Annotated in this window: 15 protein-coding genes, 3 rRNA genes and 1 pseudogene; 12 read left to right on the top strand and 7 right to left on the bottom strand. The window is 68.0% G+C overall.

What is annotated here, in order from left to right; genetic code table 11:
- Positions 1-52: 52 nt before the first annotated feature.
- On the bottom strand, positions 53-505 hold the full coding sequence (locus tag N8I87_RS16150) for a metallopeptidase family protein (RefSeq protein WP_263216500.1): 453 nt from the start codon (positions 503-505) through the stop codon (positions 53-55).
- 306 nt (positions 506-811) lie between these two features.
- Between N8I87_RS16150 and N8I87_RS16145 the strand changes: the two genes are divergently transcribed.
- The 6 genes from N8I87_RS16145 to N8I87_RS16120 all read left to right on the top strand — a co-directional run bounded on the left by N8I87_RS16145 (position 812) and on the right by N8I87_RS16120 (position 6,700).
- Entirely contained in the window at positions 812-1,237 is a 426-nt protein-coding gene (locus N8I87_RS16145) for a DUF3499 domain-containing protein (RefSeq protein ID WP_263209435.1), read from the top strand.
- A 163-nt stretch (positions 1,238-1,400) separates the two neighbouring features.
- Complete coding sequence (locus N8I87_RS16140) at positions 1,401-2,765, top strand: phosphomannomutase/phosphoglucomutase (RefSeq protein WP_263209433.1); 1,365 nt, start codon at positions 1,401-1,403, stop codon at positions 2,763-2,765.
- 132 nt (positions 2,766-2,897) lie between these two features.
- A complete protein-coding gene (locus tag N8I87_RS16135; RefSeq protein ID WP_263209431.1) occupies positions 2,898-3,068 on the top strand; it encodes a Trm112 family protein in 171 nt (56 codons plus the stop codon).
- Between the two features lie 133 nt (positions 3,069-3,201).
- Entirely contained in the window at positions 3,202-4,329 is a 1,128-nt protein-coding gene (locus tag N8I87_RS16130) for an SIS domain-containing protein (protein ID WP_263209430.1), read from the top strand.
- A gap of 103 nt (positions 4,330-4,432) precedes the next feature.
- Positions 4,433-5,584 (top strand): mannose-6-phosphate isomerase, class I, encoded by a 1,152-nt coding sequence (manA, locus tag N8I87_RS16125; RefSeq protein ID WP_263209428.1) that lies wholly within the window; start codon positions 4,433-4,435, stop codon positions 5,582-5,584.
- A gap of 135 nt (positions 5,585-5,719) precedes the next feature.
- Complete coding sequence (locus N8I87_RS16120; RefSeq protein WP_263209426.1) at positions 5,720-6,700, top strand: cation diffusion facilitator family transporter; 981 nt, start codon at positions 5,720-5,722, stop codon at positions 6,698-6,700.
- A gap of 16 nt (positions 6,701-6,716) precedes the next feature.
- On the opposite strand, the gene lepB is transcribed toward N8I87_RS16120, so the two are convergent.
- Positions 6,717-7,400: a signal peptidase I gene (gene lepB / locus N8I87_RS16115; RefSeq protein WP_263209424.1), complete on the bottom strand. Its 684-nt coding sequence runs from the start codon at positions 7,398-7,400 to the stop codon at positions 6,717-6,719.
- A gap of 342 nt (positions 7,401-7,742) precedes the next feature.
- Between lepB and ahcY the strand changes: the two genes are divergently transcribed.
- Together ahcY and N8I87_RS16105 are read left to right on the top strand one after the other, a co-directional pair.
- The gene (ahcY, locus tag N8I87_RS16110) at positions 7,743-9,200 is read left to right on the top strand and encodes an adenosylhomocysteinase (RefSeq protein ID WP_263209422.1); all 1,458 of its coding nucleotides are present in this window, start codon (positions 7,743-7,745) and stop codon (positions 9,198-9,200) included.
- 189 nt (positions 9,201-9,389) lie between these two features.
- Positions 9,390-10,004, top strand: a complete 615-nt coding sequence (locus N8I87_RS16105) for a hypothetical protein (protein ID WP_263209420.1) — start codon at positions 9,390-9,392, stop codon at positions 10,002-10,004.
- A 33-nt stretch (positions 10,005-10,037) separates the two neighbouring features.
- Here the strand turns inward: N8I87_RS16105 and N8I87_RS16100 are convergent.
- A pseudogene (locus N8I87_RS16100) lies at positions 10,038-11,070 on the bottom strand (RDD family protein).
- A 131-nt stretch (positions 11,071-11,201) separates the two neighbouring features.
- Here N8I87_RS16100 and N8I87_RS16095 point away from each other — a divergent pair.
- The 4 genes from N8I87_RS16095 to rrf all read left to right on the top strand — a co-directional run bounded on the left by N8I87_RS16095 (position 11,202) and on the right by rrf (position 17,936).
- Complete coding sequence (locus N8I87_RS16095; protein ID WP_263209418.1) at positions 11,202-12,209, top strand: stage II sporulation protein M; 1,008 nt, start codon at positions 11,202-11,204, stop codon at positions 12,207-12,209.
- Positions 12,210-12,782: 573 nt separating this feature from the next.
- Positions 12,783-14,309, top strand: a 16S ribosomal RNA gene (locus tag N8I87_RS16090).
- Positions 14,310-14,612: 303 nt separating this feature from the next.
- A 23S ribosomal RNA gene (locus N8I87_RS16085) occupies positions 14,613-17,732 on the top strand.
- Positions 17,733-17,819: 87 nt separating this feature from the next.
- Positions 17,820-17,936: ribosomal RNA gene (rrf, locus tag N8I87_RS16080) — 5S ribosomal RNA — on the top strand.
- The 16S, 23S and 5S rRNA genes sit together here, the layout of an rRNA operon.
- A 123-nt stretch (positions 17,937-18,059) precedes the next feature.
- Here the strand turns inward: rrf and N8I87_RS16075 are convergent.
- From N8I87_RS16075 to N8I87_RS16060, 4 genes are read right to left on the bottom strand one after another with little or no spacing between them, the layout of a single operon-like run.
- Positions 18,060-19,370, bottom strand: coding sequence for a DUF58 domain-containing protein (locus N8I87_RS16075; RefSeq protein ID WP_263209416.1), 1,311 nt, complete (start codon positions 19,368-19,370; stop codon positions 18,060-18,062).
- Complete coding sequence (locus N8I87_RS16070) at positions 19,370-20,359, bottom strand: AAA family ATPase (protein ID WP_263209414.1); 990 nt, start codon at positions 20,357-20,359, stop codon at positions 19,370-19,372. Before N8I87_RS16070 ends, N8I87_RS16075 begins: the two co-directional genes overlap by 1 nt.
- Positions 20,359-21,558, bottom strand: coding sequence for a DUF4350 domain-containing protein (locus N8I87_RS16065; RefSeq protein ID WP_263209412.1), 1,200 nt, complete (start codon positions 21,556-21,558; stop codon positions 20,359-20,361). The genes N8I87_RS16070 and N8I87_RS16065 overlap by 1 nt, the downstream gene beginning before the upstream one ends.
- On the bottom strand, positions 21,555-22,337 hold the full coding sequence (locus N8I87_RS16060) for a DUF4129 domain-containing protein (protein WP_263209410.1): 783 nt from the start codon (positions 22,335-22,337) through the stop codon (positions 21,555-21,557). The genes N8I87_RS16065 and N8I87_RS16060 overlap by 4 nt, the downstream gene beginning before the upstream one ends.
- Positions 22,338-22,340: the final 3 nt, after the last annotated feature.

Genomic DNA, 22,340 nt, shown 5'->3' with positions numbered 1-22,340 from the left:
GGGGGTCGTCGGGTGTCCGGTTCGTCGGGGTGTCCGGCGGGCCCCGGCTCGCTCAGTCCTCGCCGTAGCGGGGGTCCACCGTCTCCGGGGTCAGCCCCAGCAGCTCCGCCACCTGTTCCACGACCACCTCGTGCACCAGCGCGGCCCGCTCGTCCCGCCCCTTGGTCCGGATCTCCACCGGCCGCCGGTAGACCACGACCCGGGCCCGGCGTCCCTCGCGCGCCGGGATCGTCCCGCCGAGCGGCACCGCGTCGTCGCTCCAGCCCTCTCCGGGCCGCCCGTCCAGCCGGGGCACCTCGAGCACCAGAAAATCGATGTCGGCGAGCTGCGGCCACCGCCGCTCGAGTCGCTCCACGGAGTCCTGCACCAGGTCCGCGAACGCCTCGGCACGGCTCGCCGCCAGCGGCACCTGGGGTGGCGCGATCGGCCCGCGCATGCCCCGACCGTGGCGATCACGACGACGGGGCCCGGGGCCGGCGGCACGGGGCGGTACACGGTTGTCCATCACTGGTGAAGCGTAGTCCCCGCACGGTCCGGCCGCCCCGCCTCCACGCGGCAAGAGGGCCGCCGTCCGGACGGCAACCGGCCACCCGTACGGCTTGTCTCCACATGACCATTCCAGCCAAGGTTGGGCTCGTTTCCGTATCTCTCCCAGACCGTCGAGCTCAAGGCATTTGACGCTGTTTGTGCCTACCCATGACCGGATGGGGACCCGTCCATGACGCCGGAGTGGTCCGTCCCCGCAGGTCAGCTGGGCGTCTTCAGAGGGGTGTGTGGGGCGTCTCACAGCACGACACGGTGGAGTGACCTGGTGGAGAGTCGTCGCGGCCCGCTCAAGAGTGCGGTACCGTCCAACGTCGTGAGCCCTGTACGTCGCTGTTCGCGCACCGCTTGCGGCCGACCCGCCGTCGCGACGCTGACGTACGTCTACGCCGACTCGACCGCGGTCCTCGGCCCGCTCGCCACCTACGCCGAACCCCACTGCTACGACCTGTGCGCCGACCACTCCGAGCGCCTCACCGCCCCGCGCGGCTGGGAGGTCGTACGACTCCTCGACGGCTCCGTGCCCGCCCGCCCCACCGGGGACGACCTGGAAGCCCTCGCCAACGCCGTGCGCGAGGCGGCCCGCCCCCAGGAGCGCGCGGCCGAGGCCGGCGGCGCAGGCGCGCGCACGGCGGACCCGATGGAGGTCGCCCGCCGCGGCCATCTGCGGGTGCTGCGCTCCCCGGACAACTGAGCCGTCCTCGCACGCGTGTTGCGCCGACCGGTTTCGGCCCGACGTGAGGTGCGACGGCCTGACCTGAGGTTACGTCTGGGGGTCCCCTGGGCGTTCCCACATCGGAGCCTTACCCGGGACGGGTAGTTTGGGGCGACCGATGGAACTTTCAGGAGGGTTGGCCGTGGCTGCTGATCTGTCGCAGATCGTGAAGGCGTACGACGTACGCGGGGTGGTCCCGGACCAGTGGGACGAGACGCTGGCCGAACTCTTCGGCGCCGCCTTCGTCCAGGTGACCGCCGCGGACGCGATCGTGATCGGCCACGACATGCGCCCGTCGTCGCCCGGCCTGTCCCGCGCCTTCGCGCGCGGCGCGGCCGCCTGCGGCGCGGACGTCACGGAGATCGGCCTCTGCTCGACGGACCAGCTGTACTACGCCTCGGGCGCCCTGAACCTCCCCGGCGCGATGTTCACGGCCTCGCACAACCCGGCGCAGTACAACGGCATCAAGATGTGCCGCGCGGGCGCGGCCCCGGTCGGCCAGGACACGGGCCTCGCCGAGATCCGCGAACTGGCCGAGCGATGGCTCGAGTCGGGCGCCCCGGAAGCGGCCCCGACGCCGGGAACGATCACCCGGCGCGACACGTTGGAGGATTACGCGGCGTACCTCCGCTCCCTCGTCGACCTGACCGCGATCCGCCCCCTGAAGGTCGTCGTCGACGCGGGCAACGGCATGGGCGGCCACACGGTGCCCACGGTCTTCGCCGGCCTGCCCCTGACCCTCGTCCCGATGTACTTCGAACTGGACGGCACGTTCCCGAACCACGAGGCCAACCCCCTCGACCCCGCCAACATCGTCGACCTCCAGAAGCGCGTCCGCGAGGAGGGCGCCGACCTCGGCATCGCCTTCGACGGCGACGCCGACCGCTGCTTCGTCGTCGACGAGAACGGCGACCCGGTGTCCCCGTCGGCGATCACCGCCCTGGTGGCCGCGCGCGAGCTGGCCAAGAACGGCGGCGCGGGCACGATCATCCACAACCTGATCACGTCGTGGTCCGTCCCCGAGGTGGTCCGGGAGAACGGCGGCACACCGGCCCGTACCCGCGTCGGCCACTCCTTCATCAAGGCCGAGATGGCGCGGACGGGCGCGATCTTCGGTGGCGAGCACTCCGCCCACTACTACTTCAAGGACTTCTGGAACGCCGACACGGGCATGCTCGCGGCCCTCCACGTCCTCGCGGCCCTCGGCGGCCAGGACGGCCCCCTTTCCGCGCTGGTCTCCCAGTACGACCGCTACGCCGGCTCCGGGGAGATCAACTCCACGGTCGACGACCAGGCCTCCCGCATCGCCGCGATCCGCTCCGCGTACGAGGGCCGCGACGACATCACCCTCGACGACCTCGACGGCCTCACCGTCTCCGCCGCCGACTGGTGGTTCAACGTCCGCCCCTCCAACACCGAGCCGCTGCTCCGGCTGAATGCCGAGGCCCGCGACGAGGCGACGATGGCCAAGGTGAGGGACGAGGCGCTGGCGATCATCCGGGGCTGACCTCGGCGATCTTCCCGCCGTACGGGCCGGGGAAGTGGGTTGGTGAATCCAACCCACTCCGCCCGGCGCCTCACGGCGGTACCCTGACCAGGCACATCAGTGCACATTCGCACCTGCCCGAAGGGACACCCCATGCCGCTCGAAGCCGGCCTCCTGGAGATCCTCGCCTGCCCGGCCTGTCACGCCCCACTGCGGGAGCAGGACACCGAGCTGATCTGCACCGGTCAGGACTGCGGCCTGGCGTACCCCGTCCGTGACGGGATCCCCGTCCTCCTGGTGGACGAGGCCCGCCGCCCGGCGTGACGCCGGGGGCCCGCCGTAGCCACGGGCCCCGCCACCGCCCACAGCCGGGCCCCGCGCGCAGACACCCGCGCACGCGCCCCTCATACAGACGAGCCGCCCCTCTCAGGACCCCGGCGACCGGAGGCTGCCGCCCATGCTCGACGAATCGCTGCTCGACACCCCGGAGGGCCTCGCCGAGGCCGACCAACGAGGCCTTCTGCGCGGTGCCGCGGAGGCAGGCGCCCGCGTCCGCACCGCGGCCCGGCACGCCGTCGAGGCGGGCATCAACGACCTCAAGCCGGACGGCCGCCCCCGCGCCGTCCTGATCGCCGGCCCCGGCGCCGCCGCCACCCATGCGGCCGACCTCCTCGGCACACTCGCCGGCGCGGGCAGCCCCGTCACCCGTCTGGCCCCCACCGGCGTCGCCCCCGCGGCCGGCGCCCTGCGCTGGGAGCTCCCCGGCTGGGCCGGCTCCGTCGACCTGCTGCTGATTGCGACCCCGGACGGCACCGAACCCAGCCTCTCGCTGCTCGCCGAGCAGGCCTACCGCCGCGGCTGCTCGGTCGCCGCCGTCGCCCCTGGGCACACCCCCCTCCACGAGGCGGTCACCGGCGCGCACGGCATGTTCTTCCCGATGGCCACAGCACCGTACGACCACGACGAACCCCTCGCCGCGTCCTCCCCTGGCGTCCTGTGGGCCCTGCTCACCCCGCTGCTCGCCCTCCTCGACCGCATCGGCCTGCTCAGCGCCCCGCCAGAGGCCCTGGAACACGTCGCCGACCGGCTCGACCAGATCGCCGAGCGCTGCGGCCCGGCCATCGCCACCTACAGCAACCCCGCCAAGACCCTTGCCGCCGAACTCGCCGACGCGCTCCCGGTGATCTGGACGGAGGGCAACTCGGCCGGTCCGGCGGGCCGCCGTTTCTCCGCCGCGCTCGCCGAACTCGCCGGACGCCCCGCCCTGGTCGAGGAACTCCCCGAGGCACTCGCCGCGCACAGCGCCCTGCTCGCCGGACCACTGGCCGCCAGCGCCGACCCCGACGACTTCTTCCGGGACCGGGTGGAGGAGACCCCCGCGCTGCACGCGCGCGTGGTGCTGCTCCGCGACCGCCCGATCGGCGGCCTCACCGCCGCTCCGGCCGCCCGTGACCTGGCGCTCAGCCATGACACGCCGATCAGTGAGCTGGAACCGGAGCCGGGTGACGAAATCGAGGCCCTCGCGGAACTGATCGCCGTCACGGATTTCGCCGCCGTTTACCTGGCGCTCGCTTCAAGGGCCTGATCTTGACCCCGAAGCCCTGACCCGCCGTACGCGCGACGACGACCGGGCCGCGTCGACGACCGAGCGGCGACGACCCCTGAGCAGAGAAGAAACAGAGACGTTGATGGACCGCCTCGACAACACCGTCCGCCCCTACGCCTGGGGTTCCACCACCGCCATCCCGAAGCTGCTCGGCGTGGAGCCGACCGGCGAACCGCAGGCGGAGATGTGGATGGGCGCGCACCCGGGCGCACCCTCGCGCACCGCGCGCGGCACGCTCGTCGAGGTCATCGACGCCAACCCGGAGAACGAGCTCGGCCCGCGCGCGGTCGCGAAGTTCGGCCCGCGCCTGCCCTTCCTGCTGAAGATCCTCGCGGCCGGGGCCCCGCTCTCCCTCCAGGTGCACCCGAACCTGGAGCAGGCCAAGGAGGGGTACGCCGACGAGGAGCGCCGGGGCGTCCCGGTGGACGCCCCGCACCGCAACTACAAGGACGCCAACCACAAGCCCGAACTGATCTGCGCGCTCACCGAGTTCGACGGCCTGTGCGGTTTCCGCGACCCGCTGCGCGCAGCCGAGCTGCTCGACGGCCTCGGCGTCGACTCCCTCAAGCCGTACGTCGACCTGCTGCACGCCCACCCCGAGGAGGCGGCGCTGCGCGAGGTGCTCACCGCGATCCTCACCGCCGACCCCGCGGAGATGGCCCACACGGTCGACGAGACCACGGCCGCCTGCTCCCGCCTCGGCGGCGACCACGCGCCCTACGCCGACCTCGCCCACCACTACCCGGGCGACCCGGGCGTCATCGCCGCGATGCTGCTCAACCATGTCCGGCTCCAGCCCGGCGAGGCCCTCTTCCTCGGCGCCGGCATCCCGCACGCCTACCTGAGCGGCCTCGGCGTCGAGATCATGGCCAACTCCGACAACGTCCTGCGCTGCGGCCTGACCCCCAAGCACGTCGACGTCCCCGAGCTCCTGCGCGTCGTCCGCTTCGAGCCGCGCGACGCCGGCGTCCTGCGCCCGGAGGCGGCCCCCGACGGCGAGGAGGTCTACGAGACCCCCATCGACGAGTTCCGGCTGTCCCGCTACGTCCTCCCCGAGGCCGGCACCGCCCACGACCTCACCCTCCCGACCCCGCAGATCCTGCTCTGCACGGCCGGTGCCGTACGGGTGGGCGAGCACGAACTGGGCCCGGGCCAGTCGGTCTTCGTGGCGGCGGGCGAGGAGGCCGAAGCGTCCGGGGCGGGCACCGTCTTCCGTGCCACTGTGATTGTCTGATCGCGCCTGTGGATACCTGACGCGCTGCCGGTGGGCGGGGCTGCAACAATGGCCCACCGGCAAAGGACGGGCAAAGGCGAAGGGCAGGGCCCTGGCCGGCGCAGACGGACGAAGGCGAAGGGACAACGCGGACACATGAGCGCGTCAGGCGGCACCAAAGCGATCGTGGCGGCACTCGGCGCCAACCTCGCGATCGCGGCATCGAAGTTCGTGGCGTTCGCGTTCAGCGGTTCGTCGTCGATGCTCGCCGAGGGCGTGCACTCGATGGCCGACTCCGGCAACCAGTTCCTGCTGCTCATCGGCGGCAAGAAGGCCCAGCGCGAGGCGACCCCCCAGCACCCCTTCGGCTACGGCCGCGAACGCTACATCTACGCCTTCCTGGTCTCGATCGTTCTCTTCTCCGTCGGCGGCATGTTCGCCATCTACGAGGGCTACGAGAAGATCACCCACCCGCACGAGGTCGAGCACTGGTACTGGCCGGTGGGCGTCCTCGTCTTCGCGATCATCGCCGAGGGCTTCTCCTTCCGCACGGCCATCAAGGAGTCCAACGAGCTGCGCGGCAGGCTCTCCTGGTCGCAGTTCATCCGCCGCGCCAAGGCCCCCGAGCTGCCGGTCGTCCTCCTGGAGGACTTCGGCGCGCTGATCGGCCTGGTCCTCGCCCTCGGCGGTGTCGGCCTGGCGCTGATCACCGGCGACGGCGTCTGGGACGGCATCGGCACCGTCTGCATCGGCGTCCTGCTCGTCCTGATCGCCCTCGTCCTGGCCGCCGAGACCAAGTCCCTGCTGCTCGGCGAGGCCGCGGGTCTCGACGTGGTCAAGCAGATCGAGTCCGCGATGGTCGACGGCGACACGGTCACCGGCATCATCCACATGCGCACGCTCCACCTCGGCCCCGAGGAGCTGCTGATCGCCGCCAAGGTCGCCGTCCGGCACGACGACACGGCCGCCGAGGTCGCGGGCGCGATCGACGCCGCCGAGGCCCGTATCCGCGCGGCCGTGCCGATCGCCCGCGTGATCTACCTCGAGCCCGACATCTACAGCCAGGCCGAGGCGGCCAAGGGCCCGGACCCGGAGGCGACCCCGGGCGGCCCGACACCGCACGCGGCCGGTCACTGAGTTCGTCGCGCAGTCGTCAGACCTGCTGCACCGGCCACGGCGGGCGCGGTGGCACCAGCCTCCGCGCCCTGCGCCGTACCGCCCAGGCCCCGATCCCCAGCCCGACGCCGATCAGGACCAGGACACCCCCGAAGAGCAAGGCCGTACCGAACAGAACGGGGCCCGTACGGTCGTCCGTCACCCGGCCCCGCACCGCGTCCACCGGGATCGTCCCGCCGTGATCCGAGGCGAAGGCGCGCGAGTCCCTAGCGGCCGCCCGGTGGTCCCCCAGCAGGAACAGCCGCCCGTCGGGAACCTTCACGTCGTACGGCACATGCATCCCGTCGGCGTCGCCTTGGTCCACGTACGGCTCCTCGACGGGCCTCCCGTTCACGGTGACCCGCACCTGCGACCCCACGGTCGTGCAGCACACCACGCGGTCGCCGCCCACCCCGATGACCCGCTCCACCACGACCACGCCGGGCCCATAGCGCTCCGGCGCCGAGAACGCGACAACGTCACCGCGCCGTACCTCGCTCCCGCCGACACGCTCCCAGACGATCCGGTCACCCGGTGTGTAGGTCGGCGACATGCTCTCGCCGGACACGGTGGACACCCCGAACATCTTCTTTCCGTACGCGTAGGTGCCCACGGCCAACACCACTCCCAGCACCCCCACCACGAGCGCCGCGACCCCAAGTCCCCGCCCCTTGCCTGCCATCGCATCCTTCCCGTGCGGCCCATCCGCGGCCGGGAGGATAGCGGGCCCTGCGAACACGGCAGGCCGCGGGGGCCGCCGATCACATCCCGTGATCGGCGCGATGTGTTCGAAGGCGGACTGGGGACGTCGGGGCCCTCCGGTGTAGCTTGGGACGGAGCCAGACGTCGCTGCTGATGGCGGTCGGGCGGTCCCACAGCGGACCGACCGAGGGAGAGAGGGCCTCCGACGGACTGCGCTGCGCGCACGTGGGCATGCCTGTGTCCTCCTTTCGGGCACCCTTGTGTCCGCCGTCGCGCAGACCAGCCGTAACCACCTCGACCCAACCCCGAGGAGCAGCTCGCAATGACGACTGTCGAGAACCGACAGGACTTCAAGGTCGCCGACCTCTCCCTGGCCGAGTTCGGCCGCAAGGAGATCACCCTCGCCGAGCACGAGATGCCGGGCCTGATGGCGATTCGCAAGGAGTACGCCGAGGCCCAGCCCCTCGCCGGCGCCCGTGTCACCGGCTCCCTGCACATGACCGTGCAGACAGCCGTGCTCATCGAGACCCTGGTCGCCCTGGGCGCGCGGGTCCGCTGGGCCTCCTGCAACATCTTCTCCACCCAGGACCACGCCGCGGCCGCCATCGCCGTCGGCCCGAACGGCACGCCCGACAACCCCCAGGGCGTCCCGGTCTTCGCCTGGAAGGGCGAGACCTTGGAGGAGTACTGGTGGTGCACGGAGCAGGCGCTGACCTGGCCGGACAGCCCCACCGGCGGCCCGAACATGATCCTGGACGACGGCGGTGACGCCACCCTCCTCGTCCACAAGGGCGTCGAGTACGAGAAGGACGGCAAGGTCCCCGCCCTGGAGACCGCCGAGTCCGACGAGCACCGTGTCATCCTCCAGCTGCTCCACCGCACCCTGGGCGAGAACTCCCAGAAGTGGACCCAGCTGTCCTCCGAGATCCGTGGGGTGACGGAGGAGACCACGACGGGTGTGCACCGCCTGTACGAGATGCAGCGCGACGGTGTCCTGCTGTTCCCGGCGATCAACGTCAACGACGCGGTGACGAAGTCGAAGTTCGACAACAAGTACGGCTGCCGGCACTCCCTGGTCGACGGCATCAACCGCGCCACCGACACCCTGATCGGCGGCAAGACGGCGGTCGTGTGCGGGTACGGCGACGTGGGCAAGGGCTGCGCGGAGTCGCTGCGCGGCCAGGGCGCCCGGGTGATCATCACGGAGATCGACCCGATCTGCGCGCTGCAGGCGGCGATGGACGGCTACCAGGTCACCACCCTGGACGAGGTCGTCGACAAGGCCGACATCTTCGTCACCACGACCGGCAACAAGGACATCATCATGGCCTCCGACATGGCCCAGATGAAGCACCAGGCCATCGTCGGGAACATCGGTCACTTCGACAACGAGATCGACATGGCCGGCCTGGCCAGGGTCCCGGGCATCGTCAAGGACGAGGTCAAGCCGCAGGTCCACACCTGGACCTTCCCCGACGGCAAGGTCATCATCGTGCTGTCCGAGGGCCGGCTGCTCAACCTGGGCAACGCCACCGGCCACCCCTCGTTCGTGATGTCCAACTCCTTCGCGGACCAGACCCTGGCCCAGATCGAGCTGTTCACCAAGCAGTCCGAGTACCCGACCGGCGTCTACACGCTGCCCAAGCACCTCGACGAGAAGGTCGCCCGCCTCCACCTCGACGCCCTCGGCGTCAAACTCACCGTGCTGCGCCCGGAGCAGGCCGCGTACATCGGCGTGGAAGTCGACGGCCCGTACAAGTCGGACCACTACCGCTACTGAGTCGGCAGTCCCGCTCGCCGGAGGAGCCCGTCCGTGCACTGACGCGCTTCTCTCGGCGGCAGGTCCTTCGAGGCAGGCCCCCGCACCCCCGTGCCGGGGGCCTGCCCCTTTGGCCGGCCGGCCGTCACACCGACCGGAGCGGCCCGTCGAGGTGACCGGACCACCAGCCCGTCAAGACCCAGGACCCCCATGCCCCGCGGCCGATATTCGCTTCACGATCCGCACGATCACACCCCCCTCGCGGAAGAACACTTCCAATGCGCGCCCGGCCCCTCCGGCTGGCGCTACGTGTCCCGGCTGACCACCCCGTCGGGTGACCACAGCGGCTCCGTCGACCTCACACTCGACGACCTCGGCCGCCCCATCCGCCTCGAACTCCACGCGGGAGGCTGGCAGGTGCGCGGCGCCGCCCTGGACGGCGTCACCTGGGTCCGAACCGACCCCACCGGCACCGAAGCCACCGAAGGCAATGTGCGCGCCCACGCCTTCACCGGCACGTCCCCCGCGTTCCTGGTCGCCACCACCCGTCTCCTGCGCCTCACCCCTTCCTCCGCCGCGACCCGCGTACGCCTCGTGGCCTTCACGGACCCGGTCCTCGCCCCGCGCACCGTCGACCAGTCCTGGGCCCTGGTGAACAGCGAAACACACGCCACTGACAATGGCCCTCTGACCGTGGACGAATACCAGGTCACAGCCCTGGATACGGGTGAGCGGCATACCGTGCACATCGCGGGCGACGTGGTCCTCGCGGCGCCCGGCATCGAGCTGGAGGACCTGCAGTCGCCACCGTCGGTGTTCGGCTGACGGGGACGCGTCCCCGCCGCGGCTCGGCGCGAGCTAGGCCGGTGGTGCGAACCCGGTGGCCGGGCGGTCGGCCGGCGGCCGGTCCTGCGGGGACGCAGGCCGTGCCGGCAGGAGCCGGAGGGACGGGAGAGGCATCACTGCTGGGAACACCGGCGGCAGGCGGGAATCCGTTGGGCGGGTATCCGTGAGGTGCGGCGCCTCCCACGGCCGCCGCCGCACCCGCGACAGGCGTACCGCCGGGGACGGGTGCCCCACCCGGGAGCGGCACGCCGCCCACGACCGGCATGCCACCAGCAAGCGGCACCCTCGCGGCCGGACCGCCTCCGAACGTCCGACGGGCCTCGCGTGCCTGTCGCTCGTTCATCACCGCCGCCAGATAGGCCGCCGGGGGCACACCCTGCGGCGCCGGAGTCCCCGTGCGAGCCGCAAGGTCGGACGCGAGCCGCTCCGCCATGGTCCAGGAGACCTGCGGATCAAGCTGCCGCATACGCGTCAGGTACTGACGGACGGCAAGCCACAGACCGTCGGGGACCGCCGACAGGTCGACCGCCGAAAAGCGCCCCACCAGCCAGGGCGGCGGCGGAGGAACGAAGCCGGTCTGCCCGACGGGCACCCGCTCCCGTACGACCAGCGTGCCCGCGAACACATCTCCGAGCCGTCGCCCGCGCGCCGACACGAGCGACGCGATGCAGGCGACGACTCCGAAGGTCAGCAGGATCTCGACCACGCCGATGGCGCCCCGCACCAGTGCGTGCCGGAAGCGGATGGGCCCGCCGTCGTCCCGCACCACGCGCAGTCCGCACGCCAGCTTCCCCAGCGACCGACCATGGCTGAGCGTCTCCACCGCGATGGGCCCGCCCACCAGCACCAGCAGGAAGGTCGCGATGGACAGCGCGATCTGGGCCGCCTCGTCCAAGGACGCCGTCGACGCCGCCAGCACCAAGGACACGGCTATATAGGCGACCATGGCCACGACCAGGTCGAGCAATATCGCCAGGGCCCTGCTGGGCAGCCTCGCGGGGCGCAACTCCAGCGCCACCGCCTCGCCCGTCACCAGCTCACTCACGCACGCCGTCCTTCCCCTGGTCTGCCCCGAGAACCGCAAGTCTGCCAAGCTGAGGGCGCATCGCGCCCCAGTACGACAAGCTGACAGCCCTGATCAGCAGTCGACGAGCAGCCGAGGAGCAGGCAGACCCGATGGACCTGGACGTCTTCGTCTCCGCCCACCGAGCCGAGTGGGACCGCCTCGACGCCCTGCTCCGGCGTCGGCGCCGCCTCTCGGGCGTGGAGGCCGACGAACTCGTCGCCCTGTACCAGCGCACCGCGACTCATCTTTCCCTGATCCAGTCGGCCGCCCCCGACCCGCAGCTCACGGGGCGGCTCAGCCAACTCGTGGCACGCGCGCGCAGCGCCGTGACGGGAACCCGCCGCGCTTCTTGGCGCGATGTCACACGTTTTTTGGGATACGGCTTCCCCGCCGCGGTCTATCGGTCGCGCCACTGGTGGGTACCGACCGCGCTGGTGTCCACCGTCATCGCCATTCTCCTGGGCTGGTGGATAGGCACGCACCCCGAGGTGCAGTCGTCCATAGCGGCCCCGAACCAATTGCGTGAGCTCACCCGGCCGGGCGGGGAGTACGAGACGTACTACTCGAGCCATCCGGCCGCCTCCTTCGCGGCCCAGGTGTGGACGAACAACGCCCAGGCCGCGGCGATGTGCCTGGTCCTGGGCGTCTTCCTCGGCCTGCCGGTGCTCTGGATCCTCTTCGAGAACATGCTCAACCTGGGCGTCGGCGTCGGTCTCATGTCGTCGGCCGGCCGCCTCGACACGTTCCTGGGTCTGGTCCTCCCACACGGCTTGCTCGAACTCACGGCGGTGTTCGTGGCGGCCGGTACGGGACTGCGCCTCGGCTGGACCCTGATCGACCCGGGTCCCCGCACTCGTCGCACCGCTCTCGCCGAGGAGGGCCGGGCCGCCGTGGCCATGGCGATCGGCCTGGCCCTGGTCCTCTTCGTCTCCGGTGCCATCGAAGGCTTCGTCACCCCCTCGGGCCTGCCCACCTGGGCCCGCATCGGCATCGGAGTCGTCGCTGAGCTGGCTTTCCTCGCATACGTCTTTGTCCTGGGCGGCCGTGCCGCACGCGCCGGCGAAACGGGCGACCTCGAGGAGACCGAGCGCAGCTCGGCCGTTCCAACGGCCGCCTGATGTGCATGCACGGGTCCTGAGCTGCTAGTCTCCTCTTCGCCCCACAGGAGCCGTTGACACGGAGCATGCGGGGAGGTAGATTCAAACAGTTGCCTAGAGGGCTGCGCAGACAGTCCCGGTGGTGGCTTTGAAACTATATGCTTCTTGTGGAGTCATAATTCCGAGAAGCACCCCTCCGATTATTCAGAAATGAGCAGCCGGTCAGACCGGCCTGAAAGTTCTGATAAAGTCGGAGCCGCCGGAAAGGGAATCGCGAGAGCGAGAACCTGGAAAGCACCGAGGAAATCGGGTCGGAAAAGATCTGATAGAGTCGGAAACGCAAGATCGAAGGGAAGCGCCCGGAGGAAAGCCCGAGAGGGTGAGTACAAAGGAAGCGTCCGTTCCTTGAGAACTCAACAGCGTGCCAAAAGTCAACGCCAGATATGTTGATACCCCGTCTCCGGTCGTCATGACTGGGACGAGGTTCCTTTGAAATAACACAGCGAGGACGCTGTGTGCGAGGGGACTATTCCTCCTCTCGCACCGCTCTCGTGGTGTTCAACCGGCTGTATTAATTTACTGGCCGAGTAAACATTCACGGAGAGTTTGATCCTGGCTCAGGACGAACGCTGGCGGCGTGCTTAACACATGCAAGTCGAACGATGAAGCCCTTCGGGGTGGATTAGTGGCGAACGGGTGAGTAACACGTGGGCAATCTGCCCTTCACTCTGGGACAAGCCCTGGAAACGGGGTCTAATACCGGATACAACCACTGACCGCATGGTCGGGTGGTGGAAAGCTCCGGCGGTGAAGGATGAGCCCGCGGCCTATCAGCTTGTTGGTGAGGTAATGGCTCACCAAGGCGACGACGGGTAGCCGGCCTGAGAGGGCGACCGGCCACACTGGGACTGAGACACGGCCCAGACTCCTACGGGAGGCAGCAGTGGGGAATATTGCACAATGGGCGAAAGCCTGATGCAGCGACGCCGCGTGAGGGATGACGGCCTTCGGGTTGTAAACCTCTTTCAGCAGGGAAGAAGCGAAAGTGACGGTACCTGCAGAAGAAGCGCCGGCTAACTACGTGCCAGCAGCCGCGGTAATACGTAGGGCGCAAGCGTTGTCCGGAATTATTGGGCGTAAAGAGCTCGTAGGCGGCTTGTCACGTCGATTGTGAAAGCCCGAGGCTTAACCTCGGGTCTGCAGTCGATACGGGCTAGCTAGAGTGTGGTAGGGGAGATCGGAATTCCTGGTGTAGCGGTGAAATGCGCAGATATCAGGAGGAACACCGGTGGCGAAGGCGGATCTCTGGGCCATTACTGACGCTGAGGAGCGAAAGCGTGGGGAGCGAACAGGATTAGATACCCTGGTAGTCCACGCCGTAAACGGTGGGAACTAGGTGTTGGCGACATTCCACGTCGTCGGTGCCGCAGCTAACGCATTAAGTTCCCCGCCTGGGGAGTACGGCCGCAAGGCTAAAACTCAAAGGAATTGACGGGGGCCCGCACAAGCGGCGGAGCATGTGGCTTAATTCGACGCAACGCGAAGAACCTTACCAAGGCTTGACATACACCGGAAAACCCTGGAGACAGGGTCCCCCTTGTGGTCGGTGTACAGGTGGTGCATGGCTGTCGTCAGCTCGTGTCGTGAGATGTTGGGTTAAGTCCCGCAACGAGCGCAACCCTTGTTCTGTGTTGCCAGCATGCCCTTCGGGGTGATGGGGACTCACAGGAGACCGCCGGGGTCAACTCGGAGGAAGGTGGGGACGACGTCAAGTCATCATGCCCCTTATGTCTTGGGCTGCACACGTGCTACAATGGCCGGTACAATGAGCTGCGATACCGTGAGGTGGAGCGAATCTCAAAAAGCCGGTCTCAGTTCGGATTGGGGTCTGCAACTCGACCCCATGAAGTCGGAGTCGCTAGTAATCGCAGATCAGCATTGCTGCGGTGAATACGTTCCCGGGCCTTGTACACACCGCCCGTCACGTCACGAAAGTCGGTAACACCCGAAGCCGGTGGCCCAACCCCTTGTGGGAGGGAGCTGTCGAAGGTGGGACTGGCGATTGGGACGAAGTCGTAACAAGGTAGCCGTACCGGAAGGTGCGGCTGGATCACCTCCTTTCTAAGGAGCATCTAGATCTCGTAAGAGATCCAGAGCCACTACGTCGGCAAACGTCCGACGGTGGTCAGCTCATGGGTGGAACGTTGACTACTCGGCACACTTGACCTGCTCTGGTCGCTAGTACTGCTTCGGCGTGGAACGCGAGATGGGGAGGCGAGGGTGTCGGGCACGCTGTTGGGTGTCTGAGGGTGCGAGCGCTGCTCGCCCTTCTCGGATTTAAGCCCCGGTGAAGCATCAGAGTTCTGGTGTGTGACGGGTGGCTGGTCGTTGTTTGAGAACTGCACAGTGGACGCGAGCATCTGTGGCCAAGTTTTTAAGGGCGCACGGTGGATGCCTTGGCACCAGGAACCGATGAAGGACGTGGGAGGCCGCGATAGTCCCCGGGGAGTCGTCAACCAGGCTTTGATCCGGGGGTTTCCGAATGGGGAAACCCGGCAGTCGTCATGGGCTGTCACCCACTGCTGAACACATAGGCAGTGTGGAGGGAACGAGGGGAAGTGAAACATCTCAGTACCCTCAGGAAGAGAAAACAACCGTGATTCCGGGAGTAGTGGCGAGCGAAACCGGATGAGGCCAAACCGTATGCGTGTGAGACCCGGCAGGGGTTGCGCATGCGGGGTTGTGGGATCTCTCTTCCACGGTCTGCTTACCGTGGGACGAGTCAGAAACCGTATGGATAGGCGAAGGACATGCGAAAGGTCCGGCGTAGAGGGTAAGACCCCCGTAGCTGAAATCTGTACGGCTCGTTTGAGAGACACCCAAGTAGCACGGGGCCCGAGAAATCCCGTGTGAATCTGGCGGGACCACCCGCTAAGCCTAAATATTCCCTGGTGACCGATAGCGGATAGTACCGTGAGGGAATGGTGAAAAGTACCCCGGGAGGGGAGTGAAATAGTACCTGAAACCGTGTGCCTACAAGCCGTGGGAGCGTCGGATGCAGCTTGCTGTATCTCGTGACTGCGTGCCTTTTGAAGAATGAGCCTGCGAGTTTGCGGTGTGTTGCGAGGTTAACCCGTGTGGGGAAGCCGTAGCGAAAGCGAGTCCGAACAGGGCGTTTCAGTAGCACGCTCAAGACCCGAAGCGGAGTGATCTAGCCATGGGCAGGTTGAAGCGGAGGTAAGACTTCGTGGAGGACCGAACCCACCAGGGTTGAAAACCTGGGGGATGACCTGTGGTTAGGGGTGAAAGGCCAATCAAACTCCGTGATAGCTGGTTCTCCCCGAAATGCATTTAGGTGCAGCGTCGTGTGTTTCTTGCCGGAGGTAGAGCACTGGATAGGCGATGGGCCCTACCGGGTTACTGACCTTAGCCAAACTCCGAATGCCGGTAAGTGAGAGCACGGCAGTGAGACTGTGGGGGATAAGCTCCATGGTCGAGAGGGAAACAGCCCAGAGCATCGACTAAGGCCCCTAAGCGTACGCTAAGTGGGAAAGGATGTGGAGTCGCACAGACAACCAGGAGGTTGGCTTAGAAGCAGCCACCCTTGAAAGAGTGCGTAATAGCTCACTGGTCTAGTGATTCCGCGCCGACAATGTAGCGGGGCTCAAGCGTACCGCCGAAGTCGTGTCATTGCAGCATATAGGGCCAACGCCTGCTGTGATGGGTAGGGGAGCGTCGTCTGCCGGGTGAAGCAGCACCGGAAGGTAGTTGTGGACGGTTGACGAGTGAGAATGCAGGCATGAGTAGCGATACAAACGTGAGAAACGTTTGCGCCGATTGACTAAGGGTTCCTGGGTCAAGCTGATCTGCCCAGGGTAAGTCGGGACCTAAGGCGAGGCCGACAGGCGTAGTCGATGGATAACCGGTTGATATTCCGGTACCCGCTGTGAAGCGTCAAACATCGAGCATCGTGATGCTAAGGCCGTGAAGCCGCCCTGATCTCTTCGGAGTTGAGGGGAGTGGTGGAGCCGCCGGACCAAGCGGTTAGTAGGTGAGTGATGGGGTGACGCAGGAAGGTAGTCCATCCCGGGCGGTGGTTGTCCCGGGGTAAGGGTGTAGGACGGTGTGCAGGTAAATCCGTGCACCTTGTGTCTGAGACCTGATGCCGAGCCGATTGTGGCGAAGTGGATGATCCTATGCTGTCGAGAAAAGCCTCTAGCGAGTTTCATGGCGGCCCGTACCCTAAACCGACTCAGGTGGTCAGGTAGAGAATACCGAGGCGTTCGGGTGAACTATGGTTAAGGAACTCGGCAAAATGCCCCCGTAACTTCGGGAGAAGGGGGGCCAGCTCCGGTGATCCGATTTACTCGGTGAGCTGGGGGTGGCCGCAGAGACCAGCGAGAAGCGACTGTTTACTAAAAACACAGGTCCGTGCGAAGCCGTAAGGCGATGTATACGGACTGACGCCTGCCCGGTGCTGGAACGTTAAGGGGACCGGTTAGCTCCATTTCGGTGGGGCGAAGCTGAGAACTTAAGCGCCAGTAAACGGCGGTGGTAACTATAACCATCCTAAGGTAGCGAAATTCCTTGTCGGGTAAGTTCCGACCTGCACGAATGGCGTAACGACTTCTCGACTGTCTCAACCATAGGCCCGGTGAAATTGCACTACGAGTAAAGATGCTCGTTTCGCGCAGCAGGACGGAAAGACCCCGGGACCTTTACTACAGTTTGATATTGGTGTTCGGTTCGGCTTGTGTAGGATAGCTGGGAGACTTTGAAACGCGGACGCCAGTTCGCGGTGAGTCGTCGTTGAAATACCAGTCTGGTCGTGCTGGATGTCTAACCTGGGTCCGTGATCCGGATCAGGGACAGTGTCTGATGGGTAGTTTAACTGGGGCGGTTGCCTCCTAAAGAGTAACGGAGGCGCCCAAAGGTTCCCTCAGCCTGGTTGGCAATCAGGTGTTGAGTGTAAGTGCACAAGGGAGCTTGACTGTGAGACCGACGGGTCGAGCAGGGACGAAAGTCGGGACTAGTGATCCGGCGGTGGCTTGTGGAAGCGCCGTCGCTCAACGGATAAAAGGTACCCCGGGGATAACAGGCTGATCTTCCCCAAGAGTCCATATCGACGGGATGGTTTGGCACCTCGATGTCGGCTCGTCGCATCCTGGGGCTGGAGTCGGTCCCAAGGGTTGGGCTGTTCGCCCATTAAAGCGGTACGCGAGCTGGGTTTAGAACGTCGTGAGACAGTTCGGTCCCTATCCGCTGTGCGCGTAGGAGTCTTGAGAAGGGCTGTCCCTAGTACGAGAGGACCGGGACGGACGAACCTCTGGTGTGCCAGTTGTTCTGCCAAGGGCATGGCTGGTTGGCTACGTTCGGGAGGGATAACCGCTGAAAGCATCTAAGCGGGAAGCCTGCTTCGAGATGAGGACTCCCACCCACTTGATGGGGTAAGGCTCCCAGTAGACGACTGGGTTGATAGGCCGGATATGGAAGCCAGGTAACTGGTGGAGTTGACCGGTACTAATAGGCCGAGGGCTTGTCCTCAGTTGCTCGCGTCCACTGTGTTGGTTCTGAAACCACGAACAGCCCCATGCTTTCAGGCATGGTGCGGCGTTCACAGTTTCATAGTGTTTCGGTGGTCATAGCGTGAGGGAAACGCCCGGTTACATTCCGAACCCGGAAGCTAAGCCTCACAGCGCCGATGGTACTGCAGGGGGGACCCTGTGGGAGAGTAGGACACCGCCGAACAAATCTTGGGAAAACCCCCGCACCTTCCGGTGCGGGGGTTTTCTGCGTTCGGGATCATTATCTCCCGCCCTCTCCCGCCACTCCGGCATGGGAGCGGGATTTTGAAGCGAGATCAAAGCGGATTCAGAGCCGGCCGGCTGCTTTCAGGGCCAGATATGCGTCAGCCAGGGCCGGAGCCAGGTCGTCCGGCGTTGCGTCGACGACGGTGACGCCATGACGGCGGAGCTGTTCGGCCGTGCGCTGACGCTCTGCCTGGGCCTGAGCGGCCGCCGCGGCTTCGTACACCGCGTCTGCGCTTCCGCGAGCCGTCGCCATGCGGGTGATGTGCGGATCAGCCACCGAAGCCAGCAGAACTGTGTGGCGTTGGGTGAGCTGTGAGAGCACAGGCAGCAGGCCCTCTTCGACCGGAGCGGCATCAAGGGTGGTGAGCAGCACGATCAAGGAGCGCCGAGGAGCTGTGCGCAGCACCATGGCGGTGAGGCCGCGTGCGTCCGTCTCGACGAGTTCCGGCTCGAGCGTTGCCATGGCGTTGACCAGAGCCGGGAGGACGTCGCCCGCAGCGCGGCCCTGGACCAGGGCGCGGACTCGGCGGTCGTATGCGAGAAGGTCCACCCGGTCGCCGGCGCGGGACGCGAGTGCCGCGACGAGAAGTGCCGCGTCCAGGGAAGCGTCCAGACGCGGGGCGTTGCCGACACGGCCCGCGGAGGTACGGCCGGTGTCCAGCACCAGAAGGATGTGGCGGTCGCGTTCGGGGCGCCAGGTGCGTACGGCCACCGTGGACTGGCGAGCCGTGGCGCGCCAGTCGATGGAGCGGGTGTCGTCACCGGGGACGTACTCCCGCAGGCTGTCGAACTCCGTTCCCTCGCCTCGGGTCAGGACGCTGGTGCGGCCGTCCAGTTCACGCAATCGAGCGAGTTTCGAGGGAAGGTGCTTGCGGCTGGTGAACGGGGGCAGAACCCGTACTGTCCAGGGAATCCTGTGGGCGCCCTGGCGGGAGAACAGCCGGAGGGGGCCGTAGGAGCGGATGGTCACGCGGTCGGCCTGGTGGTCGCCGCGGCGCGTGGGGCGCAGGCGGGTCGTCACGCGTCGGCGTTCGCCCGCCGGCACCGTCAGGTGGTGGCGGGAGGCCGCGACCTCCGTGCCGGGCTGCCAGCTGCTGGGCGGCCAGGCGTCCCTCAGCTGAGCCCGCAGGGGCCGTCGGGACTGATTGGTGACAGTCAGCGTCACGTCGGCGGTCTCGCCCAGGCGTGCGGAGGTGTCGCCGGAACGCGTCAGCACGAGGCGTCGTACGGGCGCCGCGAGCGCGAAGTCGCAGGCGCAGGCCAGGGCCAGCGGGGCGTTCACCGCGAGAATGCCCGCCCAGCTGGGTTCCCAGATGCCGACGGGGATCGAGCCGAGGGCCGCGAGGAGGGCGGCGCGTCCGGTGAGGGCCATCAGCGGGGGACCGGGACGTGGGCGAGGATCGCGTTGATGACGGCGTCGGCCGTCACACCTTCCATCTCGGCCTCCGGGCGCAGCTGCACGCGGTGGCGGAGGGTGGGCAGGGCGAGGGCCTTCACATCGTCGGGGATCACATAGTCGCGGCCGGTCAACCAGGCCCAGGCACGGGAGGTCGCGAGCAGGGCGGTGGCTCCGCGCGGTGACACACCGAGGGTGAGGGACGGTGACTCGCGGGTGGCACGGCAGATGTCCACCACGTATGCGGTGATCTCGGGGGAGACCGTGGTCTTGGCGACCGCGGTGCGGGCGGCCTCCAGATCGGCGGGACCCGCGACCGGGCGCAACCCCGCGGCGCGCAGGTCGCGTGGGTTGAATCCCTCGGCGTGGCGGGTGAGGACGTCGATCTCGTCCTGTCGGGAGGGCAGAGGGATCGTCAGTTTGAGCAGGAAGCGGTCGAGTTGGGCTTCCGGGAGGGGGTACGTGCCCTCGTACTCGACCGGGTTCTGCGTCGCGGCGACCAGGAACGGTTCGGGGAGCGGGCGGGGAGTGCCGTCGACGGTGACCTGGCGTTCCTCCATTGCTTCCAGGAGGGAGGACTGGGTCTTCGGCGGCGTGCGGTTGATCTCGTCCGCGAGGAGGAGGTTGGTGAAGACCGGGCCGGGCTGGAAGGAGAACTTCGCGGTGTGGGTGTCGTAGACCAGGGAGCCCGTCACATCACTGGGCATCAGGTCAGGGGTGAACTGGACTCGTTTGGTCTCGAGTTCGAGCGTGGACGCGAGGGCGCGGACGAGCAACGTTTTGGCCACTCCAGGGACTCCTTCAAGGAGAACGTGTCCGCGGCAGAGGAGGGCGACGACGAGGCCGGTGACGGCGGGGTCCTGGCCGACCACAGCTTTGGCGATCTCGGCGCGCAGGGCTTCCAGGGAGGCACGGGCGCTGCCCGGATCCCCGGCGTACCCGGCGTTGTCAGTGGTCGGGGCCATCATGAGCGGCGTACCTCTCTTTCGAGGGCGTCGAGTTGGTCGGAGAGTGCGATCAGGGCTGCGTCGTCGCCGGGCGGCGGGCCGAAGAGCAGGGAGTGCAAGGTCTGTCCGTCGCCGTGGAGATGGGCGGACAGGGCGGGGAGCAGAGCCTCGGGCGCGTGCGCCTGGGTGACGGGGATGCCGACGAGCGGGGCCAGGCGGGTGCGGGTGGCCGAGCGCAGGGCGGCACAGGCGCGGTCGCGGGCGTTGGCCTTGCGGTAGAGGCGGGCGCGGCCTTCGACGGCTTCGGAGGCGCGGATCGCGACGGGGAGTTTTTCGGGCACGAGCGGGCCGAGCCGGCGTGCCCGCCAGAGGGCGGCCAGGGCGGCGGCGAAGAAGAGTTGCAGCGTGCCCCAGAGCCAGCCGGAGGGCAGGAGGTCGAAGAAGCCCTTGCGGTCGCCCGAGTCGGTGGCCGAGGTGTCGGAGAGCGAGGGGAGGTACCAGACCAGATGGGGGCGGGAGCCGAGGAGTTGGAGCGCGAGCGAGGCGTTGCCCTGCTTGTCGAGGCGGTTGTTGTAGAGGATGTCGGGCGCGCCGAGGACGACGGTGTCGCCGTCCCCGGACGCGTCCGGGACACGCAGCAGAGTGGCCAGACGCTCGCTGGGGTAGCACGAGTCGGCGTCGAGGTGGACGGTCGTGTAGCGGATGCCGCCCGTGTCGGCGGATCCCGCCCGCTGGGCGGCGGGCAGGGTGCAGTCGGCGGAGAGGGTGGTGTCGAGGCTGGTGGCGGGGTCGGCGGTGACGCCGGGGGCGAGCCGTTCGACGGACCAGCTGCCGGCGGCGACGAGGATGGTGCGCCCTGCGGAGTGGGCGGTGGCGGAGTGCAGTCGGCTCTGTTGACGATGCGTCAGCAGGTCGGGGGCGGCGACCAGGAGGGTGGTGTCCGGGCCGACCGCGGCGCGGGCCTCGTCCAGGGTGCCGACCACGCGGGTGGACACGCCGCGCTCGGCGAGGAGTTCGGCGACGGCGCGGCTGCCGTAGGGATCGACGGAGCGCGGATCGAGGGCGCCGTGCCGGACGTCGGAGCGGACGACGGCGATCGCGACGGCACCGACCAGCAGCAGCACGAGGGCGAGGACGACGCCTCGGGAGCGGGTCCACACCTGGCGGGCGGTGGGCGAGGCCGAGGTGGAGGGGAGGGTGGTGGCCCCGGTGGTCATTCGGCGGCCCCCTGGCGGGTGTTGTGGGCCGTGCTGGTGGTGCTGCTCACGAGGACCGGCTTGGTGCCTTCCAGGTCACGGTCGAGTTCGGCGACGCGGTGGTACGACTGCTCGCCCGCCCTGCGTCCGCCGTACGTCACGTCGTCGAACTCCCGGGCGGCGGACCGCAGCCGGTCGGTGTGGGAGGGCAGGCTGCGCCCGGCTTCCGCTGCCGCCTCGTCGGCCGTGCGGCCGGGGCGGATGTCGAGCAGGGCACGCTCTTCGAGGGCGCGGACGATGGCCCGCATCCGTTCCTGGACGGCCTGGTTCCAGTGGCCCTGGGCGGCGTGCGCCTCGGCGGCCGCGCGGTGTTCGGCGGCACTGCGGGGACGTTCGTCGAACAGGGCGGGGGCGGAGCCGGGTTGGCGGTGCGGGGTACCCAGGCGCCACCACAGTGCGGCCAGGACCGCGACGACGGCCAGGACCACGACGAAGAGGCCGACCCCGCCTCCGGGTGTCGCCGCCGACGCGGCGCTGAGCAGCCGGTCGAGCCAGTTCCAGAACGCGTCCAGGGCCCGCTGGAACAGGCCGGGGTCGTTCTCGTGGTACATCCGCTTGGACAACTCGCGCCGTGCCGCCTCGCGTGCCGGATCGCGAGGGATGGTCACCGGCGGCTCGTCGCCCGAGCGTGCCAGTGCGAGCACGGCCGTGTCGCCGACGTGCAGCAGGCTCCGTACGGCCGATGCGGCGGCGCGTGGAAGGACCGGCGCCGTTGTGAGAACTCCCCCCGCCAGACTCACCGC

This window comes from Streptomyces sp. HUAS 15-9, from assembly GCF_025642155.1.
GTDB lineage: Bacteria > Actinomycetota > Actinomycetes > Streptomycetales > Streptomycetaceae > Streptomyces.
The sequence above is the reverse complement of the archived record's forward strand: the minus strand, read 5'-3'. Positions and strand labels throughout refer to the sequence as shown.

Coding starts and splice junctions, on each gene's coding strand:
- N8I87_RS16065 (WP_263209412.1), bottom strand. CDS start 21,558: ATGACCACCGGGGCCACCACCCTCCCCTCCACCTCGGCCTCGCCCACC.
- N8I87_RS16095 (WP_263209418.1), top strand. CDS start 11,202: ATGGACCTGGACGTCTTCGTCTCCGCCCACCGAGCCGAGTGGGACCGC.
- N8I87_RS16150 (WP_263216500.1), bottom strand. CDS start 505: ATGGACAACCGTGTACCGCCCCGTGCCGCCGGCCCCGGGCCCCGTCGT.
- N8I87_RS16130 (WP_263209430.1), top strand. CDS start 3,202: ATGCTCGACGAATCGCTGCTCGACACCCCGGAGGGCCTCGCCGAGGCC.
- N8I87_RS16070 (WP_263209414.1), bottom strand. CDS start 20,359: ATGGCCCCGACCACTGACAACGCCGGGTACGCCGGGGATCCGGGCAGC.
- lepB (WP_263209424.1), bottom strand. CDS start 7,400: ATGGCAGGCAAGGGGCGGGGACTTGGGGTCGCGGCGCTCGTGGTGGGG.
- N8I87_RS16105 (WP_263209420.1), top strand. CDS start 9,390: ATGCCCCGCGGCCGATATTCGCTTCACGATCCGCACGATCACACCCCC.
- N8I87_RS16075 (WP_263209416.1), bottom strand. CDS start 19,370: ATGGCCCTCACCGGACGCGCCGCCCTCCTCGCGGCCCTCGGCTCGATC.
- ahcY (WP_263209422.1), top strand. CDS start 7,743: ATGACGACTGTCGAGAACCGACAGGACTTCAAGGTCGCCGACCTCTCC.
- manA (WP_263209428.1), top strand. CDS start 4,433: ATGGACCGCCTCGACAACACCGTCCGCCCCTACGCCTGGGGTTCCACC.
- N8I87_RS16135 (WP_263209431.1), top strand. CDS start 2,898: ATGCCGCTCGAAGCCGGCCTCCTGGAGATCCTCGCCTGCCCGGCCTGT.
- N8I87_RS16120 (WP_263209426.1), top strand. CDS start 5,720: ATGAGCGCGTCAGGCGGCACCAAAGCGATCGTGGCGGCACTCGGCGCC.